Raw genomic sequence first — 23,850 nt, forward strand, 5'->3', positions numbered from 1 at the left:
GTATAAAAGCTATTTTTCTTCCCAATTAAATACATATGGTACATTTCTATAATAATCACCATAATTTAAACCATACCCAACTACAAAAACATCAGGAATGTGGAAGCAGCAATAATCTGGTGTTAGATCTAGTTTTCTTCTTTCAGGCTTATCCAATAAGACGCAGGACTTTACTGATCCGGCTTTAAGAGATTTTACATGATTTATTACAAAATTCATTGTTATGCCTGTATCCACTATATCATCAACAACAAGTACATCGTAACCTTCAATATCATCTGGTATATCATTTATAATTTTAACTTTTCCAGAAGATGTTTCGTTGTCACCATAACTTGAAGTTGTCATAAAACCAATTTTAACTGGAATATTTATGCTTCTTACTAAATCAGCTGCATAAATAAAACTTCCTCTTAGCAGTGATAGAACATATAAATTTTTTCCATTATAGTCTTTTGAAATTTCTGCACCTAATTCTGAAACTCTTGCCTGAATCCGTTCTTTAGTAATAAGTATATTTTCTTTCTTATCCTCCATTAATATGCCTCCACGTATTTATATTTACAATATTGTTATAATAGTATAAAATAATATGAAAGTTGTCAAGTATATTGAAAATTCTACATTTATATAAACATATGAACTTTTAGTTAAAAAACCTATAAATGAAAGTGAGAGAGAATTTATGATAAGTGGAAATACAAGTGGAATTAGAAATACCATTTTAGATAAACTGGAAGATCTATATAATATACAAGTTCCAAAGGATACTATATGCTCTGAGGAAGTAATTAATATTATAAGCTTAATTAGCGGGGAACTTAATAAAGAAATAAGTGTAGCTATAGACAGGAGAGGCAACATTGTTTCAATATCCATAGGAGACAGCAGTACAGTTGAGGTCCCTGTAATCACAGCTAAAGAAAAGAAACTCTGCGGTATAAGGATTGTCCACACACATCCAAATGGTAATCCCAGGCTTTCTGCAGTAGATTTATCTGCTCTTACAAAGCTGAAATTAGACTGCATGGCAGCAGTGGGTGTTAATGATAATAAGCCTGAGTCAATTGTTATGGGATTTTGTGATGTGGAAGAAAATATTCTATCCTATGAAACTACGGCTATATTAACCATAGAACAAGGAATAAATTATAATATTATTAGTAAGATTTCTGAAGTAGAAGATAAGTTTAAGGAATACAATTATATTGATGATGAAACTGAAAGAGCTGTTTTAGTTGGAATTGAAAATCAGGAAAGCATTGATGAACTTGCAGAGCTTGCCAAAACTTGTAATGTAAAGGTTGTAGGAAGCCTTTTGCAAAATAGAAGCAAGATTGATAAAGCCTTTTATATAGGAAGTGGTAAAGTCGATGAGCTTGCATTAAATGCACAGATGTTAAATGCAAATCTGATAATTTTTGATGATGAGCTTACAGCTTCACAGGTTAGAAATCTGGAAGAAAATATAGGGTTAAAGGTTATAGACAGAACAACATTAATATTGGAGATCTTTGCAAGAAGAGCAAGGAGCAAAGAAGCAAAAATACAGGTTGAACTGGCTCAGCTAAAGTATAGACTGCCAAGGCTGTCGGGGCTTGGAACTGTATTGTCAAGAACAGGAGCAGGAATTGGAACAAGAGGCCCTGGAGAAAAGAAATTAGAAATAGATAAAAGGCATATAAGGGATAGAATATATGATTTAAACAGTGAGCTTGAAAAAGTAAAAAGGACAAGAGAAACTCAAAGGATAAGGAGAAATGAATTAACCAAGGTTTCCTTAGTAGGCTACACAAATGCAGGAAAATCCACCTTGAGAAATGCACTTTGTGAAACCTGCTTAAGCAGGGAAGCAGCAGCTAAAGAAAAGGTTTTTGAAGCAGACATGTTATTTGCCACATTAGATACCACCACCAGAGCTATAGTACTTCCAGATAATAGACCAATAACTGTTACTGATACAGTGGGCTTTATCAGAAAACTGCCTCATGATCTGGTTGAAGCATTTAAATCTACATTGGAAGAGGTTATCTATTCAGATTTACTTCTGCATGTTGTGGATGTATCCTCAGAATATTGTATGGAGCAGATAGAGGCAGTGGATGATGTGCTAGATCAGCTGGGTGCTGTAAATAAACCTATTATATTAGTATTAAATAAAATTGATAAAGCTGATGAACAAAATATAAAAATGATAAAAGAAAAATATCCTGAAATGACCATGGTTGAAATTTCTGCTAAGAAAAAAATAAATTTAGATGGACTTTTAAATGTTTTATGTAAGGTTATTCCTAATACTATTAGAAAAACAACATATCTCATACCATACTCCGACCAGTCAGCTGTAGCCTTTCTGCATAGAAATGCAAAGGTTGAAAGTGAGGAATATGCTGAGCAGGGGACCTTAATTACAGCTTTAGTGGACGAAGAGGTATATAACAAATATTCAAAATGGATATTTGAGAAATAGCGGGGGTAAGTATGAAAATTCTAATTAAAAATGCAATGATATTAACTATGGATGAAAATGAAAATATAATTAACAGAGGATATGTACTGATTAATGATAATGTAATAGAACAGGTTTCTTCAGGGGACTTCCAGGGTCAAACCAGTGATTTTACCATTATAGACGGAAAAGGTTATTGTGTAATGCCTGGGCTTATTAATTGCCATACTCATGCTGCAATGACTCTTTTAAGAGGATACGGGGAAGGGCTTCCTTTAATGAGATGGCTCAATGAGAAAATATGGCCAATGGAAGCTAAATTTAAGGAAAAACATATTAAACTAGGCACTGAACTTGCTGTGATAGAAATGTTAAGAAGCGGAACAACTACATTTAATGATATGTATTTCTTGCAGAATATAGTTAAAGAGGCTGCCATTGAATCGGGAATGAGAGCTGTTTTAGGCATAGCGCTTATTGGTGACAAATGGGAAAGTCAGCTGAAAGATGCATGCAATCTGGCTGATACTGTGATTAATGAAAAAAACGATCTTGTTGATACAATGTTTTCACCTCATTCTCCATATACGTTAAATGAAGAAGCTTTAAAAGAAATTTCTTCTGAAGCTAAAAGATATAACAAGGGGATTCATATTCACATATCAGAAACGCAGGATGAAAACAATATTATAAGCAATAAGTACAATATGACCCCATGTGAATTACTTGAAAAATGCGGTATTTTTCAAAACAAAACAGTTGCTGCTCATTGTGTTCATTTAAGCAAAAATGACATGGATATTTTATCAAATTACAAAGTCAGCCCTGTATATAATCCGCAAAGTAATATGAAACTAGCAAGTGGTGTGGCAAAAGCAGGTGAGATGCTTGAAATGGGAATAAATTTATGCTTGGGCACAGATGGTACTTCAAGCAATAATAATTTAAATATGTTTGAAGAAATGGAAACAGGAGCTATGCTGCAGAAACTTTATTATAGAGATGCAACAAAATTCGGCGGAAAAACCATGCTTAAAGTTTCTACTGTTAATGGGGCTAAAGCACTTAATATTAAAAATTTAGGAAGTATAAAAAAAGGTTATAAGGCAGATATGATATTAATAAATTTAAACAAGCCCAATATGATACCACTATATGATATTTACTCAAATATTGTATTTTCTGCTAATGGCAGTGAGGTAGAATATGTTATTATTAATGGTAAAATTATAATGGAAAAAGGCAATTTTGTTAAAATCGATGAAGAAAAAATAAAATATGAATGTAATAAGCTGTGCAGTACAATTGTATAATTGTAATATTTGAAAGGAAATATTCACAATTTTACATTAACTATTGTTTTTAAGTCAAATACTATATATAATAGTATAAAATATAGTAAATGATTTACTTTATTTATCCTTGAGTTTATCATTTCAAGTTTTGTGGGGGGTACTGAAATGGAAAAAACTATTATGCAATATCAAAGGGCTTTTAACAGTATTATTGATAGAATGAAAAACAATGATTGTGTATTAGCAGCTATGGTATTTGGAAGTATGGTTACAGGAGATTTATGGGAAGAGTCTGATATAGATTTATTTGTAGTAATTGATTGTAAACTTATTGAAATTAAGAATATTTATACAGAGGAAAAAAATATACCTGTTCATGTTAAATTAATGAGTAAAAACAGATTTCTTCAATTGTATGAAGAAGATTTAAGAGGAGGATTTATTCATAGGATTTTTGCAGCTTCAAGATTAGTTTTTTCAAAAGATATGGAAATTACCATGAGATATGATAATGGCAGATATTATCCTGATATAGACAGAGAAAGATGGAACATAGTATATTTAGGAAACGTTTTAAAGCAGATTGGGGTGTGTAAAAAATATCTCAGTAATGATGGTGTTTATACTGCATATACTTCTGCTGTAAAATTCATTGAAGAGTTTTCAAAGCTATATGTTAATTCATCTGGATACATGATAAGTAAAGATGCAATGACCATGGCAATGAATCTTAATGACAGCTTCAGAAAATGTGTTGATGAACTGTTCTTCAACAAAATTGATATCAGCAAAGCAATATTAAGTACAATTGATTATATTCAGGAATTTATTGATGATAACATTAGAAACATAAGCAATCTGTTAATTAACTTTATGAGAGAAAAAGACTGTTTCTTAAGTGCAGAGGATGTTAATAATGATAAATTATTTAAAAGTTATGACATTGAAATGGAAGAAGTTTTAAATAGATTATGGGAAAGAAATATAATTAAAAAGGATACAAGAGATTACAAGACATCAGATGGAAAATCAATATTTAAAGAAAATGTATACTTTATTTAAATAATGAATATCAACATGAATAATTATGAACTTAAATTCAATATTTAAGTTCTTTTATTTTTGATGATACCGGGGGGAAGCATGGATAAGTATAGTTTTAGAATATATGATAGTGAAACTCCAAAATATATACAAATATACAAATATATAAAAAAGCAGATTGATTTAAATAACATTGAAGATGGAGAAAAGCTGCCATCTATAAGAGATTTATCTAAATTGCTGAAAGTAAATAATGTTACCATAGTAAGCGCATATAAAAAGCTGCAAAGTGAAGGTTATGCTGCTCAGAAAATGGGAAGCGGAACTTTTGCAAAAAGGAAAGATAGTGCTAAAAGCTTTAAAAGGGAATACTCAGAAACATTTAAATCTATTAATGGAGACGAAATAAAAAAGTATATAGATTTTACAGGTGAAACAGCCTGTGGTGATTTTTTTCCCGTATCAACATTTAAAGAGGTTTTAAATAAAGTTTTAGACAGAGATGGAATAGATGCATTAAGCTATCAGGAAGCATTAGGATACAAAGGCCTTAGAAAAAATATAAATAAGTTTTTCTGGAATAATACTTTAAACATGGATAATATATTAATTGTATCAGGGGCTCAGCAGGGAATTGATATTGTATCAAAGGCATTATTAAATACAAATGATAATATAGTTGTTGAAAAACCCACTTACAGCGGAGCATTAAATGTATTTAAATGGAGAAGAGCTAATATTTTTGAAGTCAATATGGAGAGCGACGGTATAGATGTGGATCAGCTTGAAAGAATTGCAATGAAAAATAATATTAAATGTTTTTATACAATGAGTTACTTCCAAAATCCAACAGGTATCAGCTGCAGCCTTGAGAAAAAAAAGAGAATTATAGAACTTTCAAATATATATGATTTTTATATAATTGAAGATGATTATCTATCAGAACTTATATATGACAAATTTTTAGAATACAGAAGCTTTAAAAGTCTGGATAAATACGATAGAGTAATATACATAAAAAGCTTTTCCAAGATATTTCTTCCAGGTATTAGGATAGGCTATTTAATTTCACCTTCAATATTTAATGAAAGCATTCAGAATTCTAAAATAAATACTGATATTTCCACTTCAAGTCTTATGCAGAGAGCACTGGATCTGTATATAGAAAAAGGATTCTGGAAGGAATATATCAGCAGATTAAATACATTCTATAAAAGTAAATATAACTATACTTATAATTGTCTTATAAATATTTTAAAAGATAAAATCAGTTTCATACCGCCAAGAGGAGGATTGCATTTTTATATTAAAATTTCAGATGAAATCAATATGGATTCTATAGAATTATTTTATAAATGCAGAGAAAATAAAGTATTAATTTCACCGGGAGTACTATTTTATAAAAACAGCAATGAAGGAAAAAAATATTATAGAATGGGATTTACTCAGACTGACAATGAAAAGATTAAAGAGGGCATTGAAATAATCAATAAAATATTACAAGATGTTAATTAAGGAGTAAAGATTTATGAACCTTTTTCACATACACTGGGATAAAATCAATGATATTACAGAAGAGGATATAACTTATTATTTATTTCTTGAAAATAAACCTATTGAGGCTATTTGTAAAATAAGAGGACTGGATATTGAAACTGTAAAATCACACATATTATATGGTAAGATCAAATACGGTACCATAGTTAAAAGTAAAAATGAAAAAGAATTAATTAAGAATATTTCTTTAAAAGCTAAGGAAGAAAAAAGGGAGATTCTGGACACACTCCAGCCAGATAATAAGTTAAAACTAATTGAATATATAAAAACAGGTTATGCAGATATGGGACCAAAGGAAAAAGAAGCTGCTGTGTGGATAATAGGAGAGTTAAAAGCTGATTCATGTTTAAGTATTTTAGATCGTGCCAGTGTACATAAGTTCGTAAACATTAGAAGAATGGCAGTTTCAGCTATGGGTAAAATAGGAGATATGCGGTCAGAGGCTGCATTAATAAGGGCACTTGATGATAGTAATCCCCAGGTAATCACTTATGCTATAAAGGCTCTTATAAATATAAAAAGTTATAATGCAAAGACAAAAATAGAAGAAATATTAAATTCTCCAGATTCAAAGGAATATGTTAAGGAAAAAGCTAAAAGATATATAGAAATCAGCAGTAGAAATTTTAATGCTGAGGACTTATGAATTATTAAAGAAAGCAGTGAGACCATTTGAGTTATTTTACTTTAAGAAATCAATCAAGGGATGAATTTGAGGAAAAGAAATCAATATTTATTGGACAGGCAAAAAGAATTTACAGCGAAGATGAAGCCAGGGAATTTATTGATTCTGTAAGGCAGAGTGAAAAGGAAGCAAGACACAATGTATATGCTTACATAATAGGTGAAAACAAGGGTATTCAAAGATACAGTGATGATGGAGAGCCTCAGGGTACCGGTGGAATTCCTGTGCTGGAAGTAATAAAGAAAAACAATATTACAGATACAGTAGTAGTTGTGACAAGATATTTTGGGGGTATTTTATTAGGTAAGGGCGGTTTGGTAAGAGCATATTCAAAAGCTGCAGCTATGGCAGTGAAAAAAGGTGAAATTGTTGAAAAAGTACTGGGGTGCAGCATAGAAATTACCATTGATTATGATTTACTTGGCAAATTGCAGTATAGCTTTCAGCAAAAGCAGTGGTTCATTGAAAATATTGAATACACCGATAAAGTCATGTTAAACATATATTGTGAGGAAAACAATATTCCATCTGTAGAAAATGAGGTTTACAATATTACAAATGGAAGATGCAATATTGTAAAAAGCGAAAAAGAATACTATTTTAAATTAGGTAACAGATTATATAAAGAACAGCATATATAAACATTTTTCCTATAGTATTGTTAGAGTTTCCCCTTTTTTTAAAAGACTATTTAAATAAAACCTGTGGATAAGTAAATTTAAGATTTAAAACTATCCACAGATTTATAAAATTGCATAAAAAATGAATAAAACAGTCCATTGTTTTGATATAATGAATTTGCGACAAAACAAAAATCAATAGCAGATGGAGATGTTTTATTCATGATTAATTATAGCAAATTATCGTACCAAATAAAAAGAAAATTATTAACTTTTTCAAAAAAAATCTCAATAAATTTATCAAGACCTAATTATAAATTTATTGCACAGATGATTTATGGAATTTCAGAAAGCCAGACTGTGCTTTTAAGTGGCATATCAAGAGCTCTTAAAGAGGATATCTCTTTAAAGAAAACCATTGAAAGACTTTCTAATAACCTTAGAACGTTTGATAAACAAAGTGTTGTAATAAACAACTACATTTCTGAAATAAAACCATACATTAATGACAATACAGTATTTTGCGTTGATGGTTCTGAAATCACAAAACGTAATAGTAAAGTTTTAGAAGCTATGGGCAAGGTACGTGATGGCAGCACAGGTGAAACCAATGTCAATGGATATAATTGTCTTGAAATTGCTGCACTTACAAGTAAGTATAGTATGCCTATATCTGTGTACTCAAAAATGTATTCAAACATTGAAAAAGGCTTTGTAAGTGAGAATGAAGAAACTTTTAAAGGATTAAATTTTATTAGACAAAGTTTTAATAATAAGGGCATTAAAGCTCTTGATAGGGGTTATGATAGCAGAAAGTTTTATGAATACTTTATAGATAATAAAGAAAACTTTGTTATTCGAGCAAAAGGCAATAGAAATGTTATTCATAATGGTAAAGTTATGAATATACTTAAACTTGCAAACAAGTATAAAGGAAAGTTTTCGACTATAGTCACCAATAAAGCTGGTAGGGCTAAAAAATGCAAATTTAGCTTTATACAAATAACATTGCCAGATATACCTGATAAGCCTCTTACACTTGTAGTAATAAGAGGCTTTGGCAAAATACCTATGATGCTTATCAGCAATATTAAGCCTAATGATAAGAAATTAACCTTAGCTATAATTAAGGTTTACATTAAACGTTGGAAGATAGAAGAATATTTCAGATTTAAAAAACAGCAGTTTGATTTTGAAAATATAAGAGTAAGAAGTTTAAATTCAATAAGAACTATGAATTTATTTCTAACCTTAATTATAGGTTTTGCTGCAACACTTTCAGAAAAAAGAGGAGAAAGTGCATTAATCATATGCATTCAAAACATATCTAAGCGTATTTATGATATACCTGATTTTAATTATTATGCATTAGCTGATGGTATTTATGCAGTATTAAAGAAAACGCATACTGGTATTAAAAATTTTATTAAACCGGTTTCCAAAACCAAGACTACACAACAACTAATTATGGCTCAGGTACTAGAATTAGTAGGATAACCTTAATTCAAGATATTAATTTTGGGGAAACTCTAAATAGTATTGAGTTTGATACCATTTTACATGTGTGATATAATTATTTAGGTGTTTTTCAAAAAGGAGGAGATATATCATGTCAGGTCATTCAAAATGGCATAATATTCAGGCAAAAAAAGGTAAGTTAGATGCAAAAAGAGGTAAGATTTTTACTAAAATAGGTAAAGAATTAGCTATAGCTGCAAAAATGGGCGGCTCTAATGTAGATGGTAACAGTAAATTGAGAGATGTAATTGCTAAAGCCAAAGCTAGTAATATGCCTCAGGATACTATTACAAGAGCAATTAAAAAAGGTGCCGGTGAAATGGAAGGAGTAAACTATGAAGAAATAGTTTATGAAGGCTATGGACCATGCAGCGTGGCTGTAGTAGTCAGCGTTTTAACTGATAATAAAAACAGATCAGCAGGAAATGTTAGGTCCTACTTCACAAGATGTGGTGGTAATCTTGGCGCCAACGGATGTGTAGGATGGATGTTCCAGAAAAAGGGCCAGTTAATCATTGAAAGAAAAGACGGAATGGACGAGGATGAATTAATGATGGTGGCACTAGACGCTGGTGCTGATGACTTTGAAGCTTCTGATGAAGTATTCGAAATCTCTACTACTGTGGAGGATTTTGGTTCAGTAAGAGAAAAGCTTGAAAGTGAAGGATATGAGTTCTTATCTGCAGAAATTACAATGATTCCTGACACAACAGTATCACTTGACAATGAATCTGCTGAAAAGGTACAAAAGCTTATAGACAAACTAGAAGACGACGATGACGTTCAGGATGTATACCATAATGGTGATTTCCCTGAGGATTGGGAAGGCTAAGCAGTACCAAGACTTTAAAATGGCTGGATTTAATACTTAATTTATTATAAATACATATAAATTATCAAATGGATTAATATAAATATAGAAAATTAGATCCTATGGATAATGATATATATAAAATCACTCTAAAAGTTGTGAGAAATCAGCTAAATGAGTGATTTTTTATTTTTTATTTATGTATAATTTTTTATGCTTTTGACCATAATATTCCACAGGAGGGATATTATGAAATACAAAAAAATTATTATTATTGCAATTATAGTTTTATTGGCTGGTACTACATTTGGAATCAGCTATTACTGGAGTTTAAATAGATATAAAAATACAGACATTAACAACAGACAGCAGGTAAATAATAAGAATAATGCTGTTTCAGTTCAGGGTAAAAAAGATGAAAAAATTAAGCCAAATTCCAGAATTGTTTTTTTAACCAAATATTTAAACAGCGATTTGGTTAAAACAGACAAAGTTGATACAAGTAATATTTACAGCGGGAAAACCACTTCACAGCTGGAAAAAGTATTTGAAAAAGATGGATATAAATTCAGCAGTATTTCTGGAGATGATGTTACATTTCTTCGTGAACTTGAGAAGTATAAGTATTCACCAAATAAATATGTACTAGGCGTAAAGGATAATACAATTGTAATTTATAAAACTGATGAGGATTCAGTACTTCAGGTTGATGAGATTACAAATATAAAGATTGACAGCACAGACTCTAAAAGACTAGAAATAGGAGGACCTGAATTCCAGTATGATACAAAAGAAAATGCTTTGGATGCCAGCTCGGAATACAGATAGCTGGCAGGCAGCCATCTGTATTAAAGAACAAAGATTAAAGAACAAAGATTAAATATTGAGGATTTTCTGCTTTGCAGAAAATCTTAAAATACAATTGATTAGGTCAGCATCATCCGTTGGACGGGTGGTGCTGACTTGTTCCCTTAATATATATTATTAGGGAATCACAAATAGTACGCAAAGGTCTTAATAATACCACAGCCCCTTACAACTTATTTATGTTATCGGTATTTGTTAGTTTACGTACTTTATGTTAATTGGCTGCCTGTCGGCCTAGGATTTTTACAAATCCTTTTTTAGCACCTAATAAAACTGCAATTGGAATCATTTTTAATTATTAAAACATATGATTCACTTAATTAATTGAATTTTTGGTTTTTCTGTAAAGAAAAACTACCTTATTTATTCTTTGTTCTTTATTCTTTAATCTTTAAATTTAGTTTTTTGTTCTTTAATCTTTTTACTTTTCAACATAAAAGGGATTTTGCAGTGCAAAATCCCTTTTATGTTGAATTATGTTTTTTAAAATGTTAAAGTATATATGTTAATTTGAAATGGATGCGGGGGTGAAAGTTTGTACGAATATATAACTGGTATCTATAAGGGTATGAATAAGGATTATATTATTATTGAAAACAATGGAATCGGCTATAGAATTTTTACCTCTGGAAGTACTATTGCAAAAATGCCAAAAATCAACGATGAAATACAGCTTTATTTAGAGCAGATAGTAAGAGAAGATTTCATAGGACTTTATGGATTCTTAACCAGAGATGAATTGAATATGTTTAAGCTTTTGCTGACTATTAATGGTGTTGGAGCAAAGGCAGCATTGTCACTTTTGTCCATAAGTAATGTAGATAAATTAAAATATGCAATTATTTCTGAAGATGAAAAAACTATAGTTAAGGCTCAGGGAATAGGTAAAAAAACTGCTCAAAGAATAATATTGGAATTAAAAGATAAAATAAAGCCTGAAGAATTGTCTAAGCAGATTAATGATGATAATATTGATTTGATAAATGGCAACACTGCAAATGAAGCTAAGGAAGCATTAATAGCCTTGGGTTATAGTGAAAAAGAATCTATAAATGCATTAAATAAGGTTAATTTAAATGATTCTCTGGAAAATATAATCAAGTATTGTTTAAAGTATTTAATGAATTGAAAGGAGTAAATAATGGATGATAGAATAATTACCCCTTTAAGTATAAATGAAGATGAAAGTACTGAATATAGTTTAAGACCTCAAAAATTAAAAGAATATATTGGACAAACAAAAGTAAAAAATAAATTAGATATATTTATTAAAGCTGCAGCAAAAAGGCAGGAAGCATTGGATCATGTATTGTTATATGGTCCTCCTGGACTTGGAAAAACTACTCTTGCAAATATCATTGCCCGGGAAATGGGAGGAAGCCTTAAGATCACATCTGGGCCTGCCATTGAAAGAGCAGGGGATTTAGCTGCAATTTTAACGGGCCTCAATGATTTTGATGTTTTGTTTATTGATGAAATACATAGATTAAACAGGAGTATTGAGGAAATACTATATCCAGCAATGGAAGATTATGCTCTTGATATAGTAATAGGAAAAGGTGCAGCTGCAAAATCCATAAGACTGGATCTGCCAAAGTTTACGTTAATAGGTGCTACCACAAGGGTGGGACTGCTTACTTCTCCATTAAGAGACAGATTTGGTATACTATGTCCTATGGAGTTTTATGATGAAAAACAGCTCAAGGAGATTATAGTAAGGTCAGCTAAAATTTTAAATGTAAAAATTACCGATGAAGCTGCCTATGAAATTGGAAGAAGATCAAGAGGAACTCCAAGAGTTGCAAACAGACTTTTAAAAAGAGTAAGAGATTTTTCAGAGGTAAAGGGCAACGGAGAAATTACCATTGACACAGCAAAGGAAGCCTTGAAATTATTGGATATTGATAAAGAAGGCTTTGATGGAATAGATAATAAAATACTAACTGCAATAGTAGATAACTTTAATGGCGGCCCTGTAGGTCTTGAAACCCTTGCTTATTTTATAGGTGAGGAGCTGGATACAATTCAGGATGTTTATGAACCATATTTGTTGCAAAAGGGATTTATAATAAGAACTCCAAGGGGAAGAGTAGCATCAGATAAAGCGTATGCTCACCTTGGAAGAAAAATTAAAAAAAATAATGATAATACCACACAATGTACATTTCTTAATGAATAGACATTGCTTGTTATAACAAAGGAGAGGAATAAATTTGAAGGTTACTGATTTTGATTTTGATTTACCAAAGAGGCTTATAGCTCAAAGCCCTTATGAAAAAAGAGATGAAGCAAGACTTATGATATTGGATAAGAAAGATGGTAATATACAGCATAAGGTGTTTAAGGATATTATTGATTATTTAAATCCTGGAGACTGCCTTGTATTAAATGATACAAGAGTTATACCTGCAAGACTGATTGGAGAAAAACAAGGTACTGGCGGCAAAATGGAGTTCTTACTTCTGAAAAGAGTAGATAAGGACTGCTGGCAGACACTAGTGAAGCCTGGAAGGAGAGCTCAGATTGGAACAAAGTTCACCTTTGGAAATGGAGAATTAAATGCTGAAGTAACAGATTTAAGTGATGATGGAAGCAGAATAGTAAAATTTCAGTATGAGGGTATTTTTGAAGAAGTACTGGATAAGCTTGGGCAAATGCCTCTGCCCCCATATATAAAGGAAAAGCTTAAAGATAAGGAAATGTATCAGACTGTTTATTCAAAAGAGCAGGGTTCAGCTGCAGCACCAACAGCAGGATTACATTTTACAAAGGAATTATTACATAAAATTGAAGATAAAGGAGTAAGCCTGGCTTTTCTCACACTTCATGTAGGACTTGGAACATTCAGACCAGTGAAAGTAGAAAACATTGAAGAGCATCATATGCATTCAGAATACTATAGAATTGATGAAAAAACTGCAGATTTAATAAATAAAGCAAGGGAAAATGGAAAAAGGGTAATAGCTGTAGGTACAACTTCCTGCAGAACACTTGAAACAATAGGAGATTCAGATGGAAAAGTTAAAGCTTCCAGCGGCTGGACTGATATATTTATTTATCCTGGGTATACTTATAAAGTGGTAGATGCCCTTATAACTAATTTCCATTTACCTCAGTCCACACTTTTAATGCTGGTAAGTGCATTAGCAGGCAGAGAACACATTTTAAATGCATATAAAACTGCAGTAGAAAACAATTATAAATTTTTCAGCTTTGGAGATGCAATGTTTATAAAATAAAGGAGCGTTAACATGTACAAATTACTTAAAAAATGCGGAAAGGCACGCAGAGGAGAGTTTACAACACCCCATGGTGTTATACAGACTCCTGTATTTATGAATGTAGGCACACTAGGTGCAATTAAAGGTGCAGTATCCAGCATGGATTTAAAGGAAATTAACTGCCAGGTGGAGTTATCCAATACATATCACCTTCATTTAAGACCCGGGGATGATGTAATAAAAAAAATGGGCGGATTACATAAGTTTATGAATTGGGATAGACCAATATTAACGGATTCAGGAGGATTTCAGGTCTTTTCCCTAGCTCATATAAGAAAGATAAAAGAAGAAGGAGTATATTTTAATTCTCATATAGATGGAAGAAAGATATTTATGGGACCAGAGGAAAGTATGAGGATTCAAAGCAATATTGGTTCAACTATAGCCATGGCTTTTGATGAATGTATAAAAAATCCTTCTCCAAGAGAATATGTGGAAAAGTCAGTTGCAAGAACAACAAGATGGCTTGAAAGATGTAAAATAGAACTTGATAAGTTAAACTCTATGGATGATACTATAAATAAGAATCAAATGCTGTTTGGCATAAACCAGGGTGGAACTTATGAAGATATCAGAATAGAACATGCAAAAACCATAGCAGCCATGAATTTGGATGGGTATGCCATTGGAGGCCTGGCTGTTGGTGAAAGTCATGAAGAAATGTATAGAATAATAGATGCTGTAGTTCCTCATCTTCCTGAAGATAAACCAATTTATTTAATGGGAGTTGGAATTCCAAGCAACATACTGGAAGCAGTGGATAGAGGAGTGGACTTCTTTGATTGTGTGCTGCCAGCCAGAAATGGAAGGCATGGCCATGTATTTACAAAGGAAGGAAAAATTAATTTATTTAATGCTAAGTTTGAACTGGATGGAAGACCTATAGATGAAGGCTGCCAATGTCCAACCTGCAGAAACTATTCCAGGGCATATATAAGACATTTATTTAAAGCAAAAGAAATGCTGGCTATGAGATTATGCGTTTTACATAATTTGTATTTTTATAATAATCTAATGGCAGAAATAAGAGAAGCTATTGATGGTGATTACTTCCCTGAGTACAAAAAAAACAAGCTGCAGCAGTGGGGGGGAAGAGCATAATAGATGTTAAACATTGAATCACATACAAAATTAAATAAGGAGGTGAGAACATGCAGGGTCAATATGCAACACTAATATCATTAGTAGTAATGATAGGTATATTTTACTTAATTATCTTTGTTCCTGAAAACAAAAGAAAGAAAAAATATAATGCCATGATAAATGCCTTAAAGGTAAATGATGAAATTGTAACTAAAGGCGGAGTCATTGGAAAAATAGTAAATATTCAGGATAAATTTATTATTTTGCAGTCAGGACCAGACAGAACAAGACTTAAAATTGATAAATATGGTGTCTTAAGTGTATCTGCTGAAGGCAGAGAAGAAGTTAAAAAAGAAGAAGTTAAGAAAGAAGAAGTTAAAAAAGAAGAGGCTAAAGAAGAAAAGTAATTTTAAATAAGTTTATATTCATAAAACATCTCCAATCTACATAGATAGTATTGGAGGTGTTTATGTTGGAAAAAAATAAATTTATTTTTATTGCTGAAGGAGTTTTAAGAGGAATTATCCTGACCACTATTCTTTTTTTGGTTTTGGCTTCCATAATGACATTTACAGAGGTAAATAATAGTTTTACATCAGTATTTTATCTTCTCACTACTTTAGTCAGTATTATGTATGGAGCTGTATATTCAGCTAAAAAAATTCAAAGAAAAGGATGGCTTGTTGGATTAGCAATGGCAATTATGTATATGATTATACTATATGCTGTTTCTATTGCGTCAAATAATTCAACAGGCATGGATTCAAGCAGAATAATAAGAACCATACTTGCTTTAGTGGTGGGAACACTGTCTGGCATGTTAGGAATAAATCTATAAAATACTTTATTTTATTACTGCTGTATGTTATAATCAAACGGAAAACTTTATGAATGGAGGAATTTTTATGAAACATATAAAAACAATAAATAGTGCTAACATAAAAGAAAGTTTAAAAAAACCAGGATGCAAGGAATGTGCAAATTCATGCCAATCAGCTTGTAAAACATCCTGCACTGTAGCTAACCTGGCTTGCGAAAACTAATTTATTCATGGGCAGTAACTTTTGTTACTGCTTTAATCTTAATTAGGAGGAAAAGATTTTGGCAGATATACATAAATTTAATCAAGGTGGAGAATACTATGTAATAGATGTAAATTCAGGTAGTGTACATGCTATCGATGAATTAGTTTATGACATTTTAAATGAAGAAGGCATTGAAGAAAAAGATGCTGTAATAAAAAGATTAAATAATAAATACTCCACTTCTGATATTATAGAGGCTTATGATGAAGTTCAACAATTAATAAATGAGGGAATTCTTTATTCCAAAGATTTATATGAACCAATAGGAATAAGAGAAAATAAGGAGCCTGATTATATAAAGGCTTTATGCTTGAATATTGCACACGATTGCAATCTAAGATGCAAATATTGTTTTGCTGATGAGGGTGAATACAAGGGGAAAAGAGAAATTATGACTGCTGAAATCGGCAAGAAGGCTATTGATTTTGTACTTGAAAAATCAGGACCAAGAAAAAATATAGAAATAGATCTTTTTGGCGGGGAACCACTTTTGGCATTTGATACAGTAAAAGAAATCGTGGAATACGCTAAGGTGCAGCAGGTTAAGTATAATAAGAATATAAGATTTACCATGACTACAAATGCAACGCTGTTAAATGATGAGATTATGGAATATTTAGACAAAAACATGGGCAATATAGTATTAAGCATTGATGGCAGAAAAAGCGTAAATGATAATGTAAGAGTAAGACGTGACGGCAGCGGAAGCTATGATGCTATTTTACCTAAAATTAAAAAAATGGTTAATATGAGAGACAAATCAAAGCAGTATTATGCCAGAGGAACCTTTACAAGAGAAAATACGGATTTCTTTGAAGATATTATGCATCTGGCAGACAATGGATTTGATGAAATCTCTGTGGAGCCTGTTGTGCTTCCAGAGGATAATCCATTATCCCTGAGGGAAGAAGACTTACCAAAAATATTTAAGCAATATGACAAATTATATGAAGAAATGTTAAAGAGACACAGGGAAGGCAACAGCTTTAAGTTTTATCATTTTAACATAGACCTGCAGGGAGGACCCTGCGTTTATAAAAGAATCAGCGGATGTGGAGCAGGACACGAATATGTGGCCATTACACCCTCAGGAGATATTTATCCATGTCATCAGTTTGTAGGAAATAAAGATTTTATCCTTGGTAACTTAAATGACCCTGATAAATTAGATAAAACTATAATTAATGAGTTTAAGAACGCTAACGTTTATAATAAACCACAATGTAAAAAGTGCTGGGCAAGATTTTACTGTAGTGGAGGCTGTCAGGCTAATAATTATAATTTTAACGGAGATATGCACATACCATACGAATTGGGATGTAAAATGCAGAAAAAGAGAATTGAATGCGCTATAGCTTTAAAATCCAAGATTATGAGTGAATAGAATGGTATTATTGACTAAATTTAACAAAAGGAATATAATTTCTTTATGTGATGACATAATGATTAAGGGGGTAAACGGATAAAGATGAAAAATAGGAATTCTGGAAAAAGTCTTATATTTTTCGTAATCATGGTACTACTTATCGGATTCTTAGCTTATGCTGGAGCCTATGGTGTAACACTAGGTGATTATAGATTCAAGCCTTTCTCGGAGACTTTGAAAAAGGGATTAGACCTTCAGGGCGGAGTTTCTGTTCTTGAAGAAATTCAGGGAAATAATGTGGATCAAAAGACAATAGACAGAACTATACAGCTGTTATCCTCCAGGGTAAACAAATTAGGAGTAAGCGAAACAGTTGTAACACAAGAGGGTAAAAAAAGAATCAGAATTGAGGTTCCCGGAAAATATGATACTAAAAGTGTAATTGACAGTATTGCAAAAACAGGAGAACTTAAATTTGTGGGACCGGATCAGTCTATAATTTTAACAGGAAAAGATGTTAAAGATGCTACAGCATATGTTGATCAAACTAATAAACCTATAATATCACTTGAATTTAATGATACCGGTAAGACAAAATTTGCAGAAGCTACGCAAAAGTTTTTAGGTAAGCCCATTTCAATATATATGGATAATGATCTGCTTACAAATCCAACTGTTAACAGTGTTATCCCAGATGGAAAGGCAATAATTGAGGGCAGCAAGAACCTTGATGAAGCAAAGAAAAATGCTGATATGATAAAGTCCGGAGCACTTCCAGTAACAGTAAAACCAGTTGAATCCAAATTAGTTGGAGCAACATTAGGAGCAAATGCCCTGCCGCTAAGTATATTGGCTGGAAAAGTTGGTATAGGCATAGTATTATTGTTTATGATTTTATACTACAGAGTGCCGGGATTAATTGCAGATATTGCATTGGTGTTATATGTTGTTTTAGTACTTGGAACTTTTGATGCCATAGGTGCAACATTAACTTTATCAGGCATAGCAGGTTTCCTATTAACAGTTGGTATGGCTGTTGATGCTAATATATTAATCTTTGAGAGAATGAAGGAAGAGTTAAAGAGCGGTAAATCCATAAAATCTTCCATTGATGCAGGATTCCACAGAGCTATGTCTTCAATTTTAGACTCTAACATTACAACAATTATTGCCGGAATAGTTTTATACTATCTGGGATCGGGATCTGTTAAAGGGTTTGCATTAACACTTATGATTGGTGTTGCTTTAAGTATGTTTACAGCAATTACAATTACCAGAACGTTAATAAAACTCGCATCCAACTTTGGAATGTTTAATGCTAAATGGACTATTGGTACATTTGGTGTCCATGACATGAGAAGGAGGCAGGCATAATGTTAAAGATTATAGAAAAAACAAAAATCTGGTTTGCTATTTCCGGAATTATAATTTTAATTGGCATGGTAAGCCTTGCTACCAAAGGACTTGATTATGGACTTGATTTTAAGGGCGGTACAGTTATAGAAATCAATATGAATAAGAGCTTTGATAAAGATCAGGTTGATGAAATAGTTAAGAAATATGCTCCTGACTATCAGTCTAATAAAGTAAATAACACTTCTATTGAGATCAAAAGTGCTAATTTGACAAATGAAGGAATTAACAGCATGGTAAAGGAAATAACTACAACATTTAAAGGAAGTGCTGTTACCAATCAGGAAAATATAGGTGCTTCCATTGGAAAAGAAACAAGAAATAAGGCTTTTCAGGCAGTTATCATAGCTGCTGTAGCCATGCTGATATATGTAGGAATAAGATTTGAATTCAAATTTGGAGTTGCAGCAATTTTGTCATTGGTTCATGATGTTCTTATAATGCTGACAGTTTACTCAGTGTTCCAAATACCTGTGGATTCAATGTTTATAGCAGCTATTCTTACAGTTATAGGATATTCCATTAACGATACTATAGTTGTTTTTGACAGAATAAGAGAAAACCAAAAGTATATGAGAAAATCAAATGTGACAGAACTTGCTGATGCTAGTATTACACAAACTATGACAAGATCCATTAATACTGTATTAACAGTATTAATAACATTGATTTCTGTGTATATATTCGTACCTTCACTTGATAACTTTGCAAAGCCTCTTTTGGTTGGTATTATATCTGGATGTTATTCATCAATATTTATAGCCAGCCCATTCTGGGTAATTTTTAAAAATCATGCTGCAAAGAAAAAATTAGCTATTAGCAAATAAATAATAAAATCCAGAGCATACTAAGTTCTGGATTTTATTATTTAAAAGAAAATCCCTAATAAAGTGTTTGTATTATACGACAATATCAATTATAATATATATGCTTTCGATAAAATTGGAGGATTTTTATTATGGAAAAACATGAGGATAGTTTACAATTTTCCAAATTAAATGGTATGCATAATCCATTTTCTTTAAAAGGCATGAATGATGCCTTAAGAAGAATTGCCAAGGCTGTTAATGAACGGGAAAAAATAGTGATTTACGGGCCTAATAATGTGGATGGCGTTACAGCAGTATCTCTTTTAATACTTGTATTAAGATATCTAAATGCAGATGTAGAATATTATATTTCTGATGCTTTAAATGAAAACAGCGGTATTAATGGAGATGTAATCAAAAATCATATTAAATTTATTGGGACAAAACTCATTATTACTGTGGCATGTGGAATTAATAGCTTTGAAGAGGTAGAGCTATGCAAAAAATTTGGAATGGATATAATAATTACAGATAACCATAAGTGCATAGGTAAAATTCCTGATACCATTGTTATTAATCCAGGTCAGAGTGGATGTAACTATCCTTTTAAGGATTTAACAGGTGCTGGAGTTGCATTTAAGGTTGTTCAGGCTACAGCTGTATACTATCAGATGAAATGTATATCAAAGTATCTTGATTTGGTTATGCTTGGAACCATTTCAACGGGAATCCTTCCAATTGGAGAAAATAAAATAATTGTAGATGAGTGCATATATCATTTAAATTATACTAATAATTATGGACTTAGAGCTTTAATGAAAGTAAATCATATTTCAAAAATAGATTATAATTCAGTTGAACAGTTAACGAAAAGTATTGTTAGTGAAACTTATTTCAAAAAGACCGACAATGCAAGGATCACTGTGGAACTTTTTACAACCAGTAATATGGATAGAGCAGAGCAGATAGCTAAGTATTTAAAAAATGAACTTAAGACAAATAAAATATGCGCCTGCTAACTTTATCACTTGAATTGTTTTGCTATTTTATTATATAATAAAATGTAGGCTAAAAATAACAATATATAGTAAATGCTGGATACGTAGAGGTAGGGGGTATTAAATTGAATTTAAAAGATAAAATCAGAATAATTGAAGGTTTTCCAAAGGAGGGTATCAGCTTTAAGGATGTGACAACTTTATTGCAGGATAAAGATGCCCTTAAATATACAATAGATAAATTAGCAGAACATCTTAAGGATAAAAATATTGATATTGTGGTTGGACCAGAAGCAAGAGGATTTCTATTTGGAGCACCTGTAGCATATGCTATTGGGGCTGGTTTTGCACCTGTCAGAAAAAAAGGTAAACTGCCTTATGATACTATAAACAGTAATTACGATCTTGAATATGGCAGTGATGAATTGGAAATCCACAAGGATGCAGTTAAACCAGGCCAAAGAGTTGCAATAATAGACGATTTACTGGCTACTGGAGGAACTATAAGCACCGTGGCAAAGCTTGTAGAACAAGTTGGCGGTAAGGTTGTTAGTTTTGATTTTGTAATAGAACTTACAGATTTAAAAGGAAGGGATAAATTAGGTAAATATGATGTTTTGTCCCTAATACAGTACAATATATAAAAACTAGTATTTTACTTTACAATTTATTCACAGATAAATTGCATGTTTCAACAAAATATAATATAATGTTATTAAAAAATATTGGCTGGTTTTCTAAACCAGCCTTTGATTTTAGGAGAGAACCTTTATGCTTACCAAATTGATGAAAAAAATTGATATGAATTGCAACAATGTGGATAAACAGCTGATAACCAAGGCTTATAATTTTGCCTATAATGCGCATAAGGAGCAAAAGAGAGAATCTGGAGAACCATATATTATGCACCCCGTAGAGGTGGCATGCATTCTGGCAGAAATGGGCATGGATACAAGTGTCATTGTAGCTGGTTTACTTCATGATGTAATAGAGGATACGGATTATACATATGAGGATATATCCAGAGAATTCGGCGTAGAGGTTGCAAATTTAGTTGAAGGGGTTACAAAACTTGGTAAGATACAGTATAAAACAAAAGAAGAACAGCAGGCGGATAACGTAAGAAAAATGCTGGTAGCTATGGCTAAGGACATTAGAGTTATTTTAATTAAACTGGCAGACAGACTTCATAATATGAGAACATTAAAGTATATGCCAATTGAAAAACAAAAGGAAAAGTCAAAAGAAACACTTGATATTTATGCTCCATTAGCTCATAGATTGGGAATGTCAAAGATTAAATGGGAATTAGAAGATTTAGCATTCAGATATATAAATCCAAATGAATATTATGATTTAGTGAGAAAAATAGCAGAAAAAAGGACAGAAAGAGAGCAGTATATTTCTCAAATAATTGCACAACTTAAGGAAAACCTGGAGAAATCAGGCATAAATTCTGAGATAGACGGCAGACCAAAACATTTTTTCAGCATTTATCGTAAAATGGTAAATAAAAATAAAAGCCTTGAGCAGATATTTGATTTAACTGCTATAAGAATATTAGTTGAAACTGTTAAGGACTGCTATGCAGTATTAGGTATTGTGCATACCATATATAAGCCTATACCAGGAAGATTTAAAGACTATATTGCAATGCCAAAGCCTAATATGTACCAGTCACTGCATTCAACAGTAATTGGGCCTCAGGGAAAACCTTTTGAGATTCAAATAAGAACATTTGAAATGCATAAGACTGCAGAATATGGAATTGCAGCCCACTGGAAGTATAAAGAAGGAATTCCCAATGAAAATGATAATTCAAATTTGGATTCAAAGCTGTCCTGGCTTAGGGAGATTTTGGATTGGCAGGGGGAAACCTCAGATGCATCTGAATTTATGGAAGGACTTAAAATAGACTTATTTTCTGATGAAGTTTTTGTGTTTACTCCTAAAGGTAAAGTTATAAATTTACCTGCTGAAGCCACACCAATTGATTTTGCATATAGAATTCATACGGACATTGGTAATAGATGTGTAGGTGCAAAGGTAAATGGAAAGATGGTACCTTTAGATTATCACCTGCAGACAGGAGAGATCGTTGAGATATTGACATCACAGGCACCAAAGGGGCCAAGTATAGACTGGATGAATATGGCTAAAAGCAATCAGGCAAAGAGCAAAATCAGATCCTGGTTCAAAAAGGCAAAAAGAGAAGAAAATATTGCAAAAGGTAAGGAAATATTAGAAAAGGAAACAAAAAGACAGGGCTATAACTTTGGCGAAATTGCAAAGGGTGATGCATTAAATCAGATATTTAAAAAGTATAATCTCAATACAATGGATGACTTATATGCAGCTGTTGGTACAGGAATTATACTTAGTCCTAATATTGTTTCAAAGTTAAAAGAACAGTTTGTAAATGGAAATAAAACCAATGAAGATGAGTGGAAGGATATTGAGGATCAAATAACAAAGAATACTGCTAAGCACAGTAAGGAGAAAGTTAAGTCTCCCGGAGTAATTGTAAAGGGTGAAAGTAATGTTCTGGTTAGATTCTCAAAGTGCTGTAATCCTGTACCTGGTGATGAAATTATAGGCTACATTACAAGAGGAAGAGGAGTGTCAATTCATAGAAAGGATTGTAAAAATGCAGAAGCACTTCTCCAAAATGAAAATAACAAAATAGTGGAGGTTTCATGGGGTATTCCAAAAGGTGCTGAATATTTAGCGGAAATAGCTATTATTGCTGTGGATAGAGAGGGACTATTATCTGAATCAATGCAGATAATATCCGAAAGCAAAACATTTTTATATGCTGTAAATGCTCATCCAAGCAAAGATGGAATAGCTAATATGGATATTAAACTTAAAATTTCTAATATAGATGACTTAAAAGATGTAATGAAGAAGATTAAAAGGCTTAAGGGCGTAACTGATGTATACAGAAAGAAAAATTAAAGAGGTGTGTT

At 31.8% G+C, this 23,850-nt stretch carries 23 protein-coding genes; 22 read left to right on the top strand and 1 reads right to left on the bottom strand.

Annotated features, from left to right (window positions below):
- Positions 1 to 9: 9 nt before the first annotated feature.
- On the bottom strand, positions 10 to 537 hold the full coding sequence (gene hpt, locus EQM05_RS04020; RefSeq protein ID WP_128748849.1) for a hypoxanthine phosphoribosyltransferase: 528 nt from the start codon (positions 535 to 537) through the stop codon (positions 10 to 12).
- Positions 538 to 685: 148 nt separating this feature from the next.
- Between hpt and hflX the strand changes: the two genes are divergently transcribed.
- The 22 genes from hflX (at position 686) to EQM05_RS04130 (ending at position 23,839) form a co-directional block, all read left to right on the top strand.
- A complete protein-coding gene (gene hflX / locus EQM05_RS04025; protein ID WP_128748850.1) occupies positions 686 to 2,470 on the top strand; it encodes a GTPase HflX in 1,785 nt (594 codons plus the stop codon).
- An 11-nt stretch (positions 2,471 to 2,481) separates the two neighbouring features.
- The gene (locus EQM05_RS04030; RefSeq protein ID WP_128748851.1) at positions 2,482 to 3,762 is read left to right on the top strand and encodes an amidohydrolase; all 1,281 of its coding nucleotides are present in this window, start codon (positions 2,482 to 2,484) and stop codon (positions 3,760 to 3,762) included.
- A gap of 147 nt (positions 3,763 to 3,909) precedes the next feature.
- Entirely contained in the window at positions 3,910 to 4,806 is an 897-nt protein-coding gene (locus EQM05_RS04035; protein ID WP_128748852.1) for a nucleotidyltransferase domain-containing protein, read from the top strand.
- An 81-nt stretch (positions 4,807 to 4,887) separates the two neighbouring features.
- Positions 4,888 to 6,303: a PLP-dependent aminotransferase family protein gene (locus EQM05_RS04040; protein WP_128748853.1), complete on the top strand. Its 1,416-nt coding sequence runs from the start codon at positions 4,888 to 4,890 to the stop codon at positions 6,301 to 6,303.
- A 13-nt stretch (positions 6,304 to 6,316) separates the two neighbouring features.
- The gene (locus EQM05_RS04045; RefSeq protein ID WP_128748854.1) at positions 6,317 to 6,991 is read left to right on the top strand and encodes a HEAT repeat domain-containing protein; all 675 of its coding nucleotides are present in this window, start codon (positions 6,317 to 6,319) and stop codon (positions 6,989 to 6,991) included.
- Positions 6,992 to 7,017: 26 nt separating this feature from the next.
- Positions 7,018 to 7,671: a YigZ family protein gene (locus EQM05_RS04050; protein WP_128748855.1), complete on the top strand. Its 654-nt coding sequence runs from the start codon at positions 7,018 to 7,020 to the stop codon at positions 7,669 to 7,671.
- A 201-nt stretch (positions 7,672 to 7,872) separates the two neighbouring features.
- Complete coding sequence (locus tag EQM05_RS04055) at positions 7,873 to 9,147, top strand: transposase (protein WP_128748436.1); 1,275 nt, start codon at positions 7,873 to 7,875, stop codon at positions 9,145 to 9,147.
- 112 nt (positions 9,148 to 9,259) lie between these two features.
- Positions 9,260 to 10,000, top strand: coding sequence for a YebC/PmpR family DNA-binding transcriptional regulator (locus EQM05_RS04060; RefSeq protein WP_128748856.1), 741 nt, complete (start codon positions 9,260 to 9,262; stop codon positions 9,998 to 10,000).
- Positions 10,001 to 10,228: 228 nt separating this feature from the next.
- Entirely contained in the window at positions 10,229 to 10,807 is a 579-nt protein-coding gene (locus EQM05_RS04065; RefSeq protein WP_128748857.1) for a hypothetical protein, read from the top strand.
- Positions 10,808 to 11,381: 574 nt separating this feature from the next.
- Positions 11,382 to 11,975: a Holliday junction branch migration protein RuvA gene (gene ruvA / locus EQM05_RS04070; protein WP_128748858.1), complete on the top strand. Its 594-nt coding sequence runs from the start codon at positions 11,382 to 11,384 to the stop codon at positions 11,973 to 11,975.
- 12 nt (positions 11,976 to 11,987) lie between these two features.
- Positions 11,988 to 13,025 carry a Holliday junction branch migration DNA helicase RuvB gene (gene ruvB / locus EQM05_RS04075; RefSeq protein ID WP_128748859.1) on the top strand — a complete coding sequence of 346 codons (1,038 nt, stop codon included), beginning with the start codon at positions 11,988 to 11,990 and terminating at the stop codon, positions 13,023 to 13,025.
- A gap of 34 nt (positions 13,026 to 13,059) precedes the next feature.
- Entirely contained in the window at positions 13,060 to 14,085 is a 1,026-nt protein-coding gene (queA, locus tag EQM05_RS04080; protein ID WP_128748860.1) for a tRNA preQ1(34) S-adenosylmethionine ribosyltransferase-isomerase QueA, read from the top strand.
- A 12-nt stretch (positions 14,086 to 14,097) separates the two neighbouring features.
- Entirely contained in the window at positions 14,098 to 15,228 is a 1,131-nt protein-coding gene (gene tgt / locus EQM05_RS04085) for a tRNA guanosine(34) transglycosylase Tgt (protein ID WP_128748861.1), read from the top strand.
- Positions 15,229 to 15,278: 50 nt separating this feature from the next.
- The gene (gene yajC / locus EQM05_RS04090) at positions 15,279 to 15,617 is read left to right on the top strand and encodes a preprotein translocase subunit YajC (RefSeq protein ID WP_128748862.1); all 339 of its coding nucleotides are present in this window, start codon (positions 15,279 to 15,281) and stop codon (positions 15,615 to 15,617) included.
- Between the two features lie 62 nt (positions 15,618 to 15,679).
- Entirely contained in the window at positions 15,680 to 16,048 is a 369-nt protein-coding gene (locus EQM05_RS04095) for a TIGR04086 family membrane protein (RefSeq protein ID WP_243108113.1), read from the top strand.
- A 67-nt stretch (positions 16,049 to 16,115) separates the two neighbouring features.
- Positions 16,116 to 16,253: a six-cysteine ranthipeptide SCIFF gene (scfA, locus tag EQM05_RS04100; protein WP_128748863.1), complete on the top strand. Its 138-nt coding sequence runs from the start codon at positions 16,116 to 16,118 to the stop codon at positions 16,251 to 16,253.
- 58 nt (positions 16,254 to 16,311) lie between these two features.
- Positions 16,312 to 17,679 (top strand): thioether cross-link-forming SCIFF peptide maturase, encoded by a 1,368-nt coding sequence (gene scfB / locus EQM05_RS04105; protein ID WP_128748864.1) that lies wholly within the window; start codon positions 16,312 to 16,314, stop codon positions 17,677 to 17,679.
- An 84-nt stretch (positions 17,680 to 17,763) separates the two neighbouring features.
- Positions 17,764 to 19,035: a protein translocase subunit SecD gene (secD, locus tag EQM05_RS04110; protein ID WP_128748865.1), complete on the top strand. Its 1,272-nt coding sequence runs from the start codon at positions 17,764 to 17,766 to the stop codon at positions 19,033 to 19,035.
- Entirely contained in the window at positions 19,035 to 19,901 is an 867-nt protein-coding gene (secF, locus tag EQM05_RS04115) for a protein translocase subunit SecF (RefSeq protein WP_128748866.1), read from the top strand. The genes secD and secF overlap by 1 nt, the downstream gene beginning before the upstream one ends.
- 131 nt (positions 19,902 to 20,032) lie before the next feature.
- Complete coding sequence (locus tag EQM05_RS04120; RefSeq protein WP_128748867.1) at positions 20,033 to 20,902, top strand: DHH family phosphoesterase; 870 nt, start codon at positions 20,033 to 20,035, stop codon at positions 20,900 to 20,902.
- A 104-nt stretch (positions 20,903 to 21,006) separates the two neighbouring features.
- Positions 21,007 to 21,525, top strand: coding sequence for an adenine phosphoribosyltransferase (locus EQM05_RS04125; RefSeq protein ID WP_128748868.1), 519 nt, complete (start codon positions 21,007 to 21,009; stop codon positions 21,523 to 21,525).
- Positions 21,526 to 21,652: 127 nt separating this feature from the next.
- A complete protein-coding gene (locus tag EQM05_RS04130) occupies positions 21,653 to 23,839 on the top strand; it encodes a bifunctional (p)ppGpp synthetase/guanosine-3',5'-bis(diphosphate) 3'-pyrophosphohydrolase (RefSeq protein ID WP_128748869.1) in 2,187 nt (728 codons plus the stop codon).
- Positions 23,840 to 23,850 lie beyond the last annotated feature (11 nt).

It is taken from the genome of Clostridium sp. JN-9, from assembly GCF_004103695.1.
Taxonomy (GTDB): domain Bacteria; phylum Bacillota; class Clostridia; order Clostridiales; family Clostridiaceae; genus JN-9.

Bases quoted from the DNA above. Each gene is read 5' to 3' on its own strand.
- EQM05_RS04035 (WP_128748852.1), top strand. From the start codon at position 3,910: ATGGAAAAAACTATTATGCAATATCAAAGGGCTTTTAACAGTATTATT.
- EQM05_RS04065 (WP_128748857.1), top strand. From the start codon at position 10,229: ATGAAATACAAAAAAATTATTATTATTGCAATTATAGTTTTATTGGCT.
- hpt (WP_128748849.1), bottom strand. From the start codon at position 537: ATGGAGGATAAGAAAGAAAATATACTTATTACTAAAGAACGGATTCAG.
- hflX (WP_128748850.1), top strand. From the start codon at position 686: ATGATAAGTGGAAATACAAGTGGAATTAGAAATACCATTTTAGATAAA.
- ruvB (WP_128748859.1), top strand. From the start codon at position 11,988: ATGGATGATAGAATAATTACCCCTTTAAGTATAAATGAAGATGAAAGT.
- secF (WP_128748866.1), top strand. From the start codon at position 19,035: ATGTTAAAGATTATAGAAAAAACAAAAATCTGGTTTGCTATTTCCGGA.
- secD (WP_128748865.1), top strand. From the start codon at position 17,764: ATGAAAAATAGGAATTCTGGAAAAAGTCTTATATTTTTCGTAATCATG.
- EQM05_RS04055 (WP_128748436.1), top strand. From the start codon at position 7,873: ATGATTAATTATAGCAAATTATCGTACCAAATAAAAAGAAAATTATTA.
- tgt (WP_128748861.1), top strand. From the start codon at position 14,098: ATGTACAAATTACTTAAAAAATGCGGAAAGGCACGCAGAGGAGAGTTT.
- EQM05_RS04130 (WP_128748869.1), top strand. From the start codon at position 21,653: ATGCTTACCAAATTGATGAAAAAAATTGATATGAATTGCAACAATGTG.
- EQM05_RS04045 (WP_128748854.1), top strand. From the start codon at position 6,317: ATGAACCTTTTTCACATACACTGGGATAAAATCAATGATATTACAGAA.
- EQM05_RS04040 (WP_128748853.1), top strand. From the start codon at position 4,888: ATGGATAAGTATAGTTTTAGAATATATGATAGTGAAACTCCAAAATAT.
- EQM05_RS04030 (WP_128748851.1), top strand. From the start codon at position 2,482: ATGAAAATTCTAATTAAAAATGCAATGATATTAACTATGGATGAAAAT.
- yajC (WP_128748862.1), top strand. From the start codon at position 15,279: ATGCAGGGTCAATATGCAACACTAATATCATTAGTAGTAATGATAGGT.
- scfA (WP_128748863.1), top strand. From the start codon at position 16,116: ATGAAACATATAAAAACAATAAATAGTGCTAACATAAAAGAAAGTTTA.
- EQM05_RS04060 (WP_128748856.1), top strand. From the start codon at position 9,260: ATGTCAGGTCATTCAAAATGGCATAATATTCAGGCAAAAAAAGGTAAG.
- EQM05_RS04095 (WP_243108113.1), top strand. From the start codon at position 15,680: ATGTTGGAAAAAAATAAATTTATTTTTATTGCTGAAGGAGTTTTAAGA.
- EQM05_RS04120 (WP_128748867.1), top strand. From the start codon at position 20,033: ATGGAAAAACATGAGGATAGTTTACAATTTTCCAAATTAAATGGTATG.